Raw genomic sequence first — 15,963 nt, 5'->3', positions numbered from 1 at the left:
ATAGTAATGAAATTAAAGAGTCAATCTCAGTATTAATCACGAGATTTCGAGAAATTAAATTTGTAAATAATGGAAAGTAAAAAGAAAGAATTTGAAGGAATCGCCACAGTAAATAAAGATTTATTGGGTTTAAAAGTAGTTGAAGGAATAAAAAAAATACCTTGGACTATTGTTGGTTGTAGGGAAGGAGAGTTAGGAGTAGAATATCAGATTGAGTTTGCAGGGCTTACGAAAAAATGGATAAAGGGAAATGACCCTAATTGGTCAATTCATGAGGAAGATTCAGAATCAATAACTCAACAGGAACGGGATATAGCGAAATTAATAGATGACCGTATTATTGATAACATACCTGGATCTCTAGACGACTTTGAAAGTAATTTAATAGAAATGGCAGATATTCATGTTTCAAAATCAGGAGCTTGGACAGGTGGAGCATCAGACTGTGTAGCGGTTGGCGGATTTTCAGAAGAAAAAGTAATGCTCGTTCATGCTGATAGAACTAGCACGTTACTTGCAAAAAGGATAATTAATAAGGCGCCTATTATTTATTTGGCTTCTGAAGTTTTTTTTAAAGGTGGTGAAAAAGCAGTTAAGAATGGAAATGTTATAGAAATAATTAAAATGATTATCGAAGCTAAAAAAGAATTCAATGTTTTTAAGTCTAAGCAACTTGCAATATCTCCTGAAGGAAAAGTTTTTACAAGTTTTGTACCTAAGAGAAAAAAGAGATTCATAAATGGTTAGTTTATGGCCTATTTCTAGAGCTTTTATTTTAAATAATTTTGCTTGTTTTCTTTGTTTAATTAACAAAAAAAGAAAATTATACTTAATACTTAAAAAAGTAAAGCCTGTGACTTTAGTCACAGGCTTTACTTTTTTAATTTCATTTCTTTGTAAGGATAATAGATGTATTTTTCTACTAAAAATAAAATTAAAAAAATGAAATTATCAAGGTTGCTATTAGGGATAAAGTCACCAGAGAAGACTTTAGATTATTATATAAGACAGCTTGGAATGAGGTTGTTAGAGACTAAAACGTTTGAAGGGAAATCAAGATATGTTCTTAGTTTTCCTGATAATGTTAATACCGTTTCCTTAGAACTTCATCACGATATACTAAATAATGAAGAAGATGAGGTTTATGAAGAAACAGGATATGATAATTATTGGAAATATAGCTTGTTTGTAGATAATATTGAAGAGGTTTATAGATCTTTAAATCCTAAATTTGTAAAGGGAGTGCCTTTTCAGTTTAAAGATATTGGTTACTTGATGCATACAAGAGATACAGAGAATTATAGTATTGAGTACATTCAAAAATTTTTTAAAAATAACAGTACACCAACTACGACTATAGAATCTCTGCCACTTAAAGAAATACCAGTATTTGGGCTTATAACATTGAGAACAAAAGATCCTTTAAAATCAATTAAATTTTATGAACATCTTTTTGAGTTAAAACTTTTAGTAAGGATGTACGTAGATCATGGAAACGGAAGAGGGTTTACACTCTATTTTTTAGGGTCTAAGCATCTTCAGCCTCCTAATGAACTAGATCTAGATGCAATTGAAAATAGAGAGTGGATGTACCAGCAAAAAGAATCTTTTATTGAGTTACAGTATTATTGGGGGTCAGAACAAGATTTTAACTTGGAATATACGGATAGATCTGATAAAGCAGTAGGTTTAAAAGGGATTGTTTTTGAAACAAGTGATTTGAATGACGTCATTTTAAAATTAAGACGTTCAAATATTTCGACAACTAAACAAGAAGAGGAAATTTCACAAGAAAAAATTCTTTTTTTACGAAGTCCCGACAATCAAAAGATTATTATAAGAGAGGCTAGAGATTAAAATAGAAAACTAAAAAAAATACTACACTTAATAAATAATTCAAAACAAAAAAGAAAGGAGTTTTACTCCTTTCTTTATTAAAATACGAATAAAAACCCTTCTAAAATTTAATCGCCTTTTTAATTAATTCAAAACTTTTAATTAGTTTCTTAAACAAATACATTAGAGGAAAACAACACATTAACATTTAGAGTGAAAAGTATGAAGTTATGATGTTTTGTTAATATGAATAAACCTCAAAACGCATGCTCAAAGATGCGGTAATAAAATGAGGCTAAAAATAGATAGAGTTACTAAATAAAAATAGGATCAACCATTAAAAAAAAGAGGAAAGTACTATTTTTTTTTAAGTGTTTTCCTGTTAATTATTGGCTTTGTATATATTTAAATGATTATGCTAAAGAGGACAAACAAAGTTTAAGGAATGTAATTTTAATCAAAGCTATTACTAAGGCATTATGTGTATGCGGTTAAAAAATGTGGTGACAAAAATTAAAAGTTGTTTTCATTTTTATATGAGATTCATAGTACATTATAAAATTATTAATTGTATAGCTTTTCTATAAACCAAGTTGTTGGTAATCATTTATTTTAAGGGTTTTAGACCAAAAAAATTAATAGGTAGAAGAAATTTCAGAAGACTAAAACACACTAAAACGTTTTTAGATTCATGTGGTTTGCTATCGTAAGATTTTGTTAATGTTGGATCAATAAAGAAATAATTTATAAAGGGGAATTTCACTCGTAAAATTTAAAAAATGTAAATTCTTAAAATAAGATCTATATTTTCAATGTAACATTTTATTCAATAACTTTAATAAATTTAGTAAGTAGGTTTAATTAGTAAAATTATAATACTTAAAACATAATTAGTAGTTAATTTTTGATTTTGTAGATAGTTTTATTAATCGATTTTAATTATCGTTTTCTTTAATAAACGTGAAATATATTGCTGGAATTTATATTAAAATAATATTTTATTATAAATTGTAGATAACCAAATGAGTAAAATATGAAAATTAAGCTTAACGTAGAAAAATGTATAGAAATTGAAAAAGATGGAATTTTCAAAGAAAAAAAAGTGGAAGCATATTTATTAATAGTAACTTTAATACCGTCAGAAGAAGAAACTCAAGTCTACTTAGAAAATTCTCTTTTCAAGAATGCCATTTTTTTAGAGTACAACAAAGCGCATAAAAATAAGGATGGAGCTCTTGTTATTGATCAAAAAATAGAAGAAAAAAACAAAAAAATTTCAATTAGTGATGTATTTGAAAACAAAAAAATTTCTTTTAAAGCTTACAGTATTTCAAGATTGTTAGAGCTAAGGCAATTAATTTTAGATGCAGGAGGTTGTTTTATGAATACAGTAAGCGCTTTCAAAAGTCTTGAAATGGGCGAAGAGTATAATTTTAATAAGAAGTTAGATGCAGAGAACAAAACAGAAGCTTTTTTTGTTAAGGGAGTTTCATAGCTGTTTTTAGAGTTCTTATATTCTTGGAAACAAATGTAAAAAGCTCCCTAAGGAAGGAGCTTTTTGCGATTTGAAAAAGTATAATATTTAGTGGGATATATTATACAAGAATAGAACAGTTATATTACTTTAAACCCTAAAAAAAAGTGTTTTTATAATTTGAATCTAGCAGTTTACTTTTTTTAGTATTTTGAATATGAATATTCTTTTTTTATTATTTTATATATTGTTTTGGACTTAATAAAAAAATGACAAGAGAGTCATTACCTCCTTTGAATGTTGAATTGTTGTTTGTGTTTAATATTTTAGAATAGGAAAATAAAAATTATTTAAAAATACTTTAAGAGATTTTTTTTATCAGGTAGTAATTTATTTTGTTTTACTCTTTTTAGGGTTATTGATAATAAATGAAATTTTAGTTATTATTTTTCAAATGACTTTCAAAAAAATAAAAAATGGCAGGCTAAATTTTTCAGAATGGGAATTTTCTTTAACCTACCATTAATAACAAAAAGGATATCTTATATTGATACAACCCAACCTAATCTTATTAGGAAAGATATCATATTACAATTTTTCATTCGATGAATGATAGCTATAATACAATTTCAAATTTCTAATTATTATTCTGTTTTAATAGTTTTATTTTTTGAAATATCGTAAAATTGATTTGTATTATGCAATTTATTAATTGTATTGTTTTTGACCTTATAGATAACTTTTTAATGGTTACTCCTGTTTTGTTTTCAGTGTTCTTGCTGATTTCATTTTCTTTATTATTTAATTAAATTCAACAAATATGATTAATAGTTAACTACTCTGCGTATTAATCAAAAAAATAGGATGAATTTGATTAGTACGCAGTCTTTAATTTGAAAATAATTATTACTTCTTTGTGTTTTTTTTACTCAATTTTTTAGTGTTTAAAGAGTAAATCGTTTATAGCTAGAACAGCACATCCATTATAGGCAATAAAGTAAAATTCTTACTGATTAGATTTATTTTATGTTATTTTTCCTTGTAAAAAAATGATAACAATTATTGATCCTTAAAATTAGGTGTATGTGTTAAAAATCAAAATAAATATTAAATAGAGGAGTATTCATTGCACATTTAGTTCTTCTGATCAATAATTAAAATGCTGAAAGAAATAATATTATGAATCTAAAATAAAATATATAGAAAATAAAACGTTTACATTAATTACATAAAAAAAATAAATAACAAATAATGGATAATACAAGTAATAGTCAAATAATAGATGATATAAATAATAAAAAGGCAACTATAAAAGATTTGGTCAATCAATATGAACAAGGCTATATTACTCTGGATGATTATGTAGATATTATAAAGAGCGATAAGCTAATAAATGTTGTACAAACCTATAAAGACATAGTTTTTGGAGCAAGCACATTGGATCAAGCTTTATATGTTAGTGGTATTTTTAGTACGTCAGATAATTTAAAATCTTATGCAGAAATAAAAAAAGATATTCAGACATTAGCTTTTAAGGCCGCAGATAAATTTATTAAAGAAACCATAAAAAATGGAAAAATAAAAATAACGGATCCAGGTTTAATAAAAAAGTATATTGCTCCGTTAGTAGGAATTATGTTGGCAAAATTAGCAAGTGCTTTTACAATTGGAGCTTCACAATCTGTTGCTGATGGAATTAAGGATTTAGTAATGACCCTTACAAATACACATGGTAATTCTCTCCATGAAATTTCACAGCAAATGATTGGAGTACCTGATTTCAACGATGAAATGTTTACAAATGTAGCAGATGGAGTTAATCCTTTAGGCGATTTAGAGAGCAGTGATCTTTCAGATGTTCAAACTAGAGCAGGAATTGAGAATCCTGAGGAGATTTTTAAGAAACTTGGAGAAAATTTGCAAAATTCAACTGCCTGGGCAAATCAAGGTATAAGTGATTTTTTAATAGGAATTGTAGATGATGAGATGGTTAATGAAAATTTAATGGCTACCATGGGGGAGGCTGCCTTTAAAGGTTTAAAAGGAAATGATGCCATTAGTAGGAGAGCTGAAGCGAAGAGTAAAATTATTGGAGCTCTAGTAAGTGTTGTAAGATTTTACAACCAGCCAGCCATGGGACAGGCTAAAAATAAAAAGCATATTTTAGACAGTATTTTGAGTCCATATGATGCTGCAGTAAAAAAAATAGAGGAGTTTGAGGTTCAAATAAGATCTATTGTACAAGAGGAAATATCAAAATCTCCAGATGGTAAGCCACTTCCTGTAATTGAATTAAAGGTTTTAGAAAATGAAAATCCGCGCGCGGCTTTATTAAAGCATTATAAAAAAATACAAGAGCGTGTTAATTTAGTTCATGACCCTGGATATAAAGTAAAAATACAAACAAGAATAACCAATTCAGGTGTAATAAATAAATTAGCGGAGGTAAAACAAAAAATAAAGCAAATACCCGAAATCGATACCGCTATTAGTACATATCAAAAAATGCTGTTAGTTGATATGATAGCGAGTTCTAAAGAAGTTGTTTTTAGTAAATCAAATAGATGGAATGAAGGAAAAAGAATGTCACATAAGGTGTCTTTATTATTACGAGATAATGAATTGATTCCATCATCTGACCGTAAGGAGATCATTAAAGGATTAGGTCAGGGTGATCAAAAAAGGTTTGACGAATTGAAAAAGAATTATAATGATTACTCAGTGTTGGTCAATAAACTCAAATTACATCCACAAAAATATGTCATAGGTAAAGTAGTAAAACATGATATGGATAGAAGTGGGTATTTATGGAAATTAGAACATAAAGGAGGACAACCTAATAAAGAGGTTATAGAAGATTGGGCTGAAAATATAGCAATATCAGAAGTTAAAAAAGAGTTTTTAGCTGTTCCTAAAACATCAGGGAAAGCAGGAGTAGGTAGTACTGTTATTGGCTTAGATAGAGCAGATGAGTTTAGAGAGAATTATGTGCAAAAAAATAAGAAAATAGCTGCTGATATTCTGAATATTCAATATGATACAAGAGGAAAATTAGAGCAAGAAATAGAAGAAGAATTAAATAATGGAACAATTAGCTTGAGCGATCTTGAAGAACAAGTAACTTTATTAACCTACGATCAAATTATGAAAAAATTGCAAAATGAAGTGAAAAAATCTCAAGCGACAGCTAGCCATGCAGTTGATACGGTTAATAGAGTTGTTTTAGACTTGACAATAAAAAGTAATAATTTGGAAGATCAAGTTGAATTATTGAAATCAAAAGTAGGTGCAAATTCAGATAGAAGAAAATCTCTATAAGGAAAAAATAACTTTTAGTCTTTAAACTGAAATAGTTTAATTATAGCCCCTTTATAATCTAAATAAAGGGGCTTTTTATAATCAATAACTACTAATTTAAGTGTGTGAAATTATTGTACTATCGATTGCTTTTGTATGTAATAAATATTTTTTCTGTTTTGAAAATAATTCTAAAAAACAATGATATCTGAATATGTTAGATTAGTGTTTATAAAAAAATAAAAATACTAGCGTCTTATATAACGCATTAAACGGTTATAATAAAAAAGAAAGTGGTACTGAAATCTATTATTAAGAGTGCAGTCCAGAAACAAATTTAATATGAATTTATATTGTTGGTAATTAGTTGTCTAAAATAAAAGCTACGCATTGATCTAAATGAAAATATCAATTTCACGTATTGGTTAAAGCATTGTTTATTAATTGTTTGTATTTTGTCTGCCGATTTATAACTAATGTTGTTGTATTACCTAGATGTTAATCTAAATAGGAGTTGATAACTTGGTACAATGGTCAATAGTCTTCAATAGTTTTTATACATTCAAGTTTGACTTGGTATTTTTCATTTATTATAAACTCGTTTATATAATGGATATTTCTGTTCAATTTTTTTCATAATTTTTTCGATTTTTTGCATAAAGAATTAGTTTGTTAATACTTTTAAACATGTACTGTTTATTTATATTTTGAAGATAATATAAAACGCATTAGTAGTGATAATTTCTATAAGACTATAGTTATAAAAATGATATTTATACTCAGCTTTTTTGAAGCCTTTAGTATGTTCGTCTTTTCTTCACAAAAAATAATCTTTTTATTTTATATTTAGCAAATAAGGCTTAGTTTTTATTATTGGGTAATTCTTTTTCAAAGCTTGGCATACTTTCACTTTTAAATGATTTCATAAGTTTTTATATTAAAAAAATATCATGTGGAATTTATATAACTAATTTTTTAATATCATCTTATTGGCGGAATTTATTTAAAACAAAAGCTGCGTATTAATCTGAATACCGTACTTGTTTTTAAGTATTGGTTAATACGCAGGCCCCTTCTCTTATATCGCTAAAGTATTTAAATTATTCATTCTACGAAATAGGTTCATTACTGAAAAGATATAGGTATTATTCATGAGGTAGGTATATAAATTCTAGGTAGCGTTATTAATATAAATTTATAACCAACAATACGATACTTACTATTTATCAACCTCTTAATTTAAGTGTTTTTTGAATTTAAACTTTATTTAAACAATTGATATATCAAGTGATTTATGAGTATTTTTTGTTGAGGTGTTGTATCATAATATTTTGAAGTATAAATAGAGCTATTTTCATAAATACTTGGACTGTAAAGGTAAGTCAGTTGTAGGTGCAGTGAGGTATTTTTGTGATCAGAAAAATAAACAATATAAAAATGACAAAACAAACATCCCCTATTAAAAGTGAAGACAAACCAACAATCAAGGTAAGTGTTGAACAAATCGTAAAGGATATTAATAACAAAAGTGCTACAATATGGCATTTATCTTACCAACACAATAAAACAGGTCATGTGTCTAAACAACAATTTGAAGATGTACTTACACATCCGAACTTAAATCCACAAATTGTACCTTTCGACCTAAGAGTTAATCTGTATAAATCATTGGTTTTAGATAGCTATGTTAAAGGTATTCAGGAAGATTTAAAAATTGAAGCCAAAGAAGGTTATATAAAGCTTAGTAAAAATATCCAAGAGTTGACTTTTAAAACAGCTCATAAGTTTATAAATGAAATTATTTATCATGAGAAAATTACTTTGACAGATAAAGGAATACTAAAAAAATATTTAGCCCCATTGCTGGGTAAGATGTTGGCTAAATTACTTAATTCTTTTACAATTGGAGCTTCCAATGCTATTGGAGATGGGTTGAAGGATCTTATCATGACAACAACAGAAACACATGGTAGTTCTTTACATGAAATTTCACAACAAATGATTAAAATACCTGATTTATCAGATTTAGTAGTTGATGAAGAAGAAGAAGGAACGGCTAATTTAGTTATTGATGAAGAACTTGAATTACATGACGTTCAAACACGAAAAGAGGTTAAGGATTTTGGAGATATTTTTGTGAAACTCGGAAATAACTTGCAGAATACACCGAAATGGGCTGACCAAGGTATAAGTGATTTTCTTATTGAAATTGTAGATGATAACATGGTTGAAGAGAATATATTGGCTTCTGTAGGAAAGGTTAAATATGATAAAATGACTTCAATAGAATTAGATAAAGAAAAGACCAATGTAAAAAGCGCTCTAATGGGGATGATGGCTTCTGTTATGAGATTTTGGAGTCAACCAGCAATTAAAAAAAACACGAAAGAAAAGACTGTTTTTGATGCAGTTTTGAGTCCTTATGAGGCAGCTTTTGATAAGTTAAACGAGAGTAGGGCGATAATGATGGAAATTATCAGAGAAGAACTGTTAAAGGACGTTAAAGGGAATCCTATTTCAAGTCCAACGCCTAAAATAATAGAGCCTGAGAGTATAATTCAAACAGAAGATCTTTTTAAAAGTTTTATTGAAGAACAATCGGACTCAATAAAAGCGTATGCTAAAAGAGCAAATGAAGCGCATTACATAAAACAGATAAAAGACAGAATTGCGGAATCTAAAATATTGGACGCGGTAGATCAAGTTGCTAAACTACTCGAAGGAGTAAGTCCTGTTAATGAAAAGCCACTTACAAAAATACTTTTAGCAGATATGATAGCCACTTCTAAAGAGCCTATCTTTGAGAGATCAAACCGTTGGAATGAAGGAAAAAAATTTTCAAAACCACTAGCGGCATTATTGAAAAGAGAAGGATTATATCCAGAAAAAGGGCGTGATGAAATTATAAAAGGATTGAGTACGACTCAAGCAAAAAAGTTCAAAGAATTACAGAAGCAATACAATAATAAAAATGTTATAATAAATAAGCTTAAGCTACATCAACAAGATCGTGTTATAGGTAAAGTTATAAAACATGACGAAGATAGAAGTGGATATAAATGGGCCTTATTAAAGGATAAGGATGTAAGCAGATGGGCTGATAATTTAGCTATTTCAGAAGTTTTTGGAACTGATTATTTAGCAGTTCCGAAAGGTACGCTTGCAGGAAGAGGTAGTACTATAATCAGTTTGGATAGAGCAGAACAGATTCGTCATAAATTTATAAAACCTTATATAGATATTGCTGAAAGAATTGAGGGAATAGAGCTCAATAGCTCAAAACTGTTAAACAGGAAACTTGATAGGCTTAATAGTTATGATAATTCGCAAAAGAAACCCATGGCTGCAATTGTAGATGATTTATCAGAAGATATGGACAATGTTAAGGATCATATTTATCATACAGATAAGTTAATCCGAATGATATACAACTTTGAAATGGATAGAGCACAAAAAGAAGCAGAAACACAGAAAAAAGAGAATAGAAAATCTATTTAACAAAAAATCAATAAAAAATGTTTAAATGTCCTTTATTTTATATAGAGGACATTTTTCTTTTATGATAATAAAGAAATAGTTGTTTATTACCACTTTTACACAAGTACTTAATTGTATACTCAAAAGAAAAAGTTGAAAAAAATACAGTTATTAAAATATGATTTCGTTACATATTTAAAACTCTAAATACCATACATAAAACCAAATTGATGAAAAAGTATCCTATTCCAGGTATAAATTTACCTTTTTAACAACTAAAACTTTATATGTATTAAATTATTTCTTTAGTATCTTTTTTTTGATTTTATAATACCCATAAAGAGAATAGCGCACAAATTAAGTTGTAAGCCTATTTTATATGAATTATTGGTATATCTGAAGAAATCTACTACGTTTGGATAGTGTTGAATGTATTAATTTTTTTCAATTCCTAATTGGGGTAAAACTGCGCACTAACGTTTTTAAAAGAAAACAGTATTATGAAAAGTTTGGTTAATACGCAGTAAAACAAAATAGAGTATCAAATATAAAAAATATAAACGAAATAATTAAGCAATGTAAATGAAAAAAAGAGTAAACATTTATTAGGTAGGATGTTGCTATAAGAAGTAATGAACGATTGTTCTCTTATATTAAAAAAAGCTTAATAAATTGTTCAAACAATAATAATGTTAAAGGCTTATCTTCACATCTATCATTACTATAATATTTCTTAAATAACTTCTAGTGCGGACATAATTTAGTGGGATTGAAATTAATAGTAAAAAGCATAACAATTAATAAAGAAGGATAAAAAATAGGTAAGATTAAACAGTTAAAGAAATAAACAATACATTTGGTGTTAAATTATTCGTACGTTAATCTTTAATAACTTAAACGGAACAAATTAAATCAATTATAAATTAAAATCATGGGTACAAAAGTCGCCATTATCTTTGTGATGCGTGTTAATAATAATATCAAAAAGTTTCGACCTATAAATTTAACAAGATTATTTAATTATGGGGTTTAATTTTTTTAAGTTACTTCAATACTTAGTAAAAGAAGTTGTAATGGTAGTCATAGGGATTTTAATTGCTCTTCAAATTAATAATTGGAATGAAGATAGAAAAGTTGATATAGAAGAAATTAATATTTTAAAAAATCTTTTTGAGGATTTGAAAAGTGCCAAAAAGCAGTCGGAAAATTTTGCATTGCAAGAAGAAAAGCTAAAAAGGTCATTGTTTTTAGCTTTGGGAAAAACAGAATATGGATTTCAAACAGATTTTAATAAGTTTATTAACGATTCAATATTTTATGAACTATTATGGAATTTTGAAGCACGTGTACCTGTAATTAATTCTTATTCAGATGTTAAAAATACAGGGAAATTAGGAATTATTAAGAATGGGGGAATTCGTAGAAGTTTTACAGCTCTTGAGTTAAATATAAATAGTTTAAAATTTTTTATTGAAGACCGTTTAACGGTACAACAGCTTCGTGTAGATAAGATAGCTATAAACAATGTTAATTTTGTTAGGTTATTACATTCACAAGATCCTCAATTTAATATAAGCAATGAAATTAAAAATAACTATCAGACAATACTTTCAGATCAAAAAATAAGAAATGTTTTAGCTGCTAAATTAGAGTTAACAAATAAAATTATTAATTACAGATATGACTTGTGTGACGAAATACAAAAACTAATGAATTTATTAAATCTTGAAATAAGATCCAGAAACATATAATAATTACAATGAAACTCAATATAATCAAAGAATATTTTTTTTAAAAAAATATAAAAAATATAAATAAAAGATAAATTGGGTAAAAACTGCGCATCAACACTTTGGGGGGGTATAGTTATAAGTTTGGTTAATACGCAGTAGAACACTAAAAGTTATTTAAATATACAAAAAGTTTTGAAAATCAGTGCTTTATTTTTTAAAAAATATATTTTTTTAGAATTCATGTATTTATTTAATGATATATATGTTTGAAGTGGCACATCAAAGTAAAGAAATAAGTATATTTCTTTTTCTAATAATAAACAGATAATGTTTAAAATTCAAGAGGAGAAATAATTAACGATTATTTCTCCTCTCTAAAACTAATTAAATTAATTTAACAATGAAAACTTTTTAAATATACACCAAGATTTAATTAAAATATTATTTTTTTGATGGATGTATTATTTTTAAAGATGAGTATAATGTATTGATTGTTAATGCGTTGTTTTTTTTTGGGTGATGTTTGTATATTAATAAATAATTATTTTTGATTACTTTTTTTATGAATTCAATTAGTATTCTTCAAGAAAACCTAATTTTTATGATATTATAAAATGATGGTATTAATTATAAATTTTGAGAAAGATATTCGAAAAAAATAATCAAAGAATTTCAGAGGTTGATTTTATTAAAAACTGCGCATTAATTTAATTCTTGATGTAGTTAGAAGTTCGGTTAATACGCAGAGAATTTAAAACAATATAAAACACTAATTATCCTTAAAAATAGGATCGTAGCTTCTAAACAAATATAGTTAAATAGTCTGATAATTAGATTAAAACTTTCTTTTTTTTAATCTTAATTGAAAATTTTATGAGTTGTATTATTGTAGTCTTCTTTTAGCATATAGGATATAAAAGAAGGTTGTAAAAAGGTGAAGTTAATTTAGCGTTGTCTTGTTAAGAAGATCTGAAAAAACTAAATAATATAAAAATATCACAATAGAACAAGCTTATTTAGTATAAATAATACTTGTAAAAGTATTATATTAGAAAGCATGAATGAACTTCTTCAGAAAAAAAATCTTTTATTTTTTTAAAGATTAAGCTTAGCTCATGTATTATGACTCCTACTAAACCAAACAATATTCTAAAAAATGGAAAACTACATTGAAGAAAAAGACAAAAAACTTAACAAATTAAAAATAGAATTACCTTATAATTTAGTAACGAAGAGAGTAAATATAGAAATACAAAAACGTAATTTATTTTTATTATTCTCTTTAACCATAATTATTTTGTTTACTAGTCAAGTTTATAACTTATCATTGCACGGAGCAAAAAAAGATACCTCAAGAATTATATTATCAGAAGCATATGATAAGAGTCATATGATGAATTTGGAATATATACTTAATTCATCAATTTTAGTAAAACTTTATAAAGGCTTATCAGAGCAGTTAAATTTCAATCTAAGAATAGAATCGACTCCTATGATCTCTAAAGAAGATAATAAAAAGCAAGACCTATCTGGATTAGAATCAAATCATAAATTAACTTATATGACAATTTGCTATGTTATATTTTTTTTTATTTATGGAGTTTATAATTTAATAATAGCAAGAAAAAAAAAAACGAATAAGAACAAAGAGCAGTTTATTCATAGTTTAATTATTTTAATGTCATTATTTTATATTTCAATTTTTATTAGTCTTTTAACAAAAGTAACCACAATCAGTGTAATTTTCATAATTATAGGATTTCCTCTATTACTTGTAGCTCTTCACTATACTTACTGCTGGACATTTAAAAAGATGATAGCCAAAAAGGAATTAGAGAAGCCTTCAAAAGAAGAAAAAAATACAATAAAAAAATTAGAGAAAGAACTATTGATTAAACAAAAAGAAGAGGGAGCTAAAGAACGTAAACGAATTTCAAATGAGCTACAGAATGGTATTTTAAGCGAACTATTTTGTAATTGTATGACGCCTAATTTAAGAGGTTTTACTGTAAATCAGAGAAGAGAGCGATATCAAGATTTTCTTAATAAGTTACATCAAGTAGAAAAAGAGATTAGAGAATTGCCAGATAAATTAAGCTTAAACTTAGAAGAAGACGAAATTGATTTTGAAAGAATAATTGATCGTTTATTTATAGAGGAAAATTTCTCAATAACATTCGATTACAAACTTGATATCGATAAAAGTATTAGTTGGAAAAATTATAGAGAAGTTGATTTAGTTAATGTGTATAGAATTATACAAGAAGCTATACAAAATATTATAAAACACGCTTTGGCTAAAAAGGTTCTTATTACGATAAAGAAAAATAATAAAAGTGTAAGGATTGAAATAAAAGATGATGGCGTTGGTTTTGATATATCTAAATTAGAAATTTCAAAAGGAATTGATAGTATTAAATCTAGGGCTAAGCGTTTAAATGGTTTTATTGAAATTATTTCAAAAGTGAAGGAAGGAACAAGTTTGAGTATTGATATTCCATATGTATTTAGTGAAGTACAAGCTATGGTTTAATATTTTTATTTTGAATACAATTAGTTTAGTTCGTAGAAGATAAATGTTTCTTTGTATATTTTAGGTTATTTAAAATAAAAATATACAAGTGTTAAGGCTATGGTTTTAATGATTATTGAGAACAAAGTTATTCAATCGTACATAACAAAAAATAACTGAAAATTTTTTAGGGTTAATATAAATGATTAACTTTACAGAGAATATGATCAAAAAACTTAAAGACAAAAAAAATAAACGAATATTTAGTTTTAACTTCCTCGTTTTCCGAAATCAGTCGGACAAATTTATTCCCCCTGCGTCATAGTTAAGAAATCCAGATAGAGGCATAATTTTTGAACTTTAATTAACAAAAATATAGGCATTTGCTTGTAATTTTTGATTATGCTTTCGCTCTTTGTTCTAAAGAGGGTATTAGATCTACTATAAAATAAATAAACATGAAATTTTATCAAAAAGCACTTTACTTATTGGCAATTGGGGTCACGTCTAATATGCATTCACAAAGCAAAAAACCAGAAAAACCAAAAATTTCCATAGGGGGGGCACTTCGGTTCAATTATAATTTTTCCTCTTGGAAAGCAGGGCAAAAAAAAAGAGGAGGTGATTTTGGTTTCGATATGTTTAGAATTAATACTAAAGCAGATTATAAAGATTTAAAATTAAATGTTGAGTATCGTTTTTATTCTGAAGATTTTGGAGGAGGGATGCTTAAACAAGGTTGGATAGGTTATGATTTTAGTAAAAACACTAATTTACAAATAGGTTTAACACAGGTTCCATTTGGTATAACACAATATAATTCACATAACTGGTTTTTCGGAATCAATTATTATGTAGGATTGGAAGATGATCATGATATGGGAATCAAATACACTCATAAAAATGGTAATTGGGAATATGCTTTGGCTTTTTTTAAAAATTCGGAGGAGTTAAGGTTTGGTAACAATTCTGATATTTCGAATAGTAGGTACTCTTATGATGTAGCTTCCATTGATTTAGACGGGAATGGTTCTTTAGATATTAGAAATAAAGAAATTAATCAATTTAACGTTAAAATAAATTATTTAATAGAAGCATCTAAAGCAAAACATAAACTAGGAGTCTCAGCACAATATGGAGGGCTTTATAATTTAGATACAGAGAAAAATGGGAATCATTTAGCCATGGCTGCACATTACGAATTGAATATAGCTCAATTTGATGCTAAAGCGCAGGTTTCATTCTATGAATATAATACAGAAAATCTTAAAAAAGAGCCAGATAATATTATTGCTATGACTGCTTACGGAGCCCCTTATTTAGTAGCCTCGAAGGCTACTACATATACTTTTGGAGTAGGTTATGTAATACCAATTAAGAGAAAAATGATTTCTAGTATTCAAATTTATAATGATTTTGGATATATTGATAAAGCTGTGAAAAATTTTAATGATTCTATGATGAATGTTTTAGGGGTACTAATTAATTCAGGAAATGTATATACATATATAGATGTTGCCTCTGGAAAAAATCAACCATGGCTAGGACCAGTATGGACAAATGCACTAGCTGACGGGTCAATAAATGCTAAATGGGAAACACGTTTTAATATTAATATTGGATACTATTTTTAA

General features: G+C 26.8%; 8 protein-coding genes. All 8 read left to right on the top strand.

Features of this window, described 5'->3' with window-relative positions; all coding sequences use genetic code 11:
- The first annotated feature begins 69 nt into the window (after positions 1-69).
- Positions 70-747 carry a hypothetical protein gene (locus AC2GW8_RS04600; protein ID WP_440881615.1) on the top strand — a complete coding sequence of 226 codons (678 nt, stop codon included), beginning with the start codon at positions 70-72 and terminating at the stop codon, positions 745-747.
- A gap of 195 nt (positions 748-942) precedes the next feature.
- Entirely contained in the window at positions 943-1,857 is a 915-nt protein-coding gene (locus AC2GW8_RS04595) for a VOC family protein (RefSeq protein ID WP_440881614.1), read from the top strand.
- Positions 1,858-2,869: 1,012 nt separating this feature from the next.
- The gene (locus AC2GW8_RS04590; RefSeq protein ID WP_440881613.1) at positions 2,870-3,331 is read left to right on the top strand and encodes a hypothetical protein; all 462 of its coding nucleotides are present in this window, start codon (positions 2,870-2,872) and stop codon (positions 3,329-3,331) included.
- Between the two features lie 1,230 nt (positions 3,332-4,561).
- Entirely contained in the window at positions 4,562-6,628 is a 2,067-nt protein-coding gene (locus AC2GW8_RS04585; protein WP_440881612.1) for a hypothetical protein, read from the top strand.
- Positions 6,629-8,044: 1,416 nt separating this feature from the next.
- Positions 8,045-10,105, top strand: coding sequence for a hypothetical protein (locus AC2GW8_RS04580; protein WP_440881611.1), 2,061 nt, complete (start codon positions 8,045-8,047; stop codon positions 10,103-10,105).
- A gap of 1,001 nt (positions 10,106-11,106) precedes the next feature.
- A complete protein-coding gene (locus AC2GW8_RS04575) occupies positions 11,107-11,835 on the top strand; it encodes a DUF6090 family protein (protein WP_440881610.1) in 729 nt (242 codons plus the stop codon).
- A 1,138-nt stretch (positions 11,836-12,973) separates the two neighbouring features.
- Positions 12,974-14,350, top strand: a complete 1,377-nt coding sequence (locus AC2GW8_RS04570; protein WP_440881609.1) for a sensor histidine kinase — start codon at positions 12,974-12,976, stop codon at positions 14,348-14,350.
- A gap of 437 nt (positions 14,351-14,787) precedes the next feature.
- Entirely contained in the window at positions 14,788-15,963 is a 1,176-nt protein-coding gene (locus tag AC2GW8_RS04565) for a putative porin (RefSeq protein ID WP_440881608.1), read from the top strand.

The organism is Tenacibaculum profundi (assembly GCF_057162725.1).
The sequence above is the reverse complement of the archived record's forward strand: the minus strand, read 5'-3'. Positions and strand labels throughout refer to the sequence as shown.

Excerpts from the sequence above, each read along its gene's own strand:
- AC2GW8_RS04600 (WP_440881615.1), top strand. The coding sequence starts at position 70 with ATGGAAAGTAAAAAGAAAGAATTTGAAGGAATCGCCACAGTAAATAAA.
- AC2GW8_RS04595 (WP_440881614.1), top strand. The coding sequence starts at position 943 with ATGAAATTATCAAGGTTGCTATTAGGGATAAAGTCACCAGAGAAGACT.
- AC2GW8_RS04590 (WP_440881613.1), top strand. The coding sequence starts at position 2,870 with ATGAAAATTAAGCTTAACGTAGAAAAATGTATAGAAATTGAAAAAGAT.
- AC2GW8_RS04585 (WP_440881612.1), top strand. The coding sequence starts at position 4,562 with ATGGATAATACAAGTAATAGTCAAATAATAGATGATATAAATAATAAA.
- AC2GW8_RS04580 (WP_440881611.1), top strand. The coding sequence starts at position 8,045 with ATGACAAAACAAACATCCCCTATTAAAAGTGAAGACAAACCAACAATC.
- AC2GW8_RS04575 (WP_440881610.1), top strand. The coding sequence starts at position 11,107 with ATGGGGTTTAATTTTTTTAAGTTACTTCAATACTTAGTAAAAGAAGTT.
- AC2GW8_RS04570 (WP_440881609.1), top strand. The coding sequence starts at position 12,974 with ATGGAAAACTACATTGAAGAAAAAGACAAAAAACTTAACAAATTAAAA.
- AC2GW8_RS04565 (WP_440881608.1), top strand. The coding sequence starts at position 14,788 with ATGAAATTTTATCAAAAAGCACTTTACTTATTGGCAATTGGGGTCACG.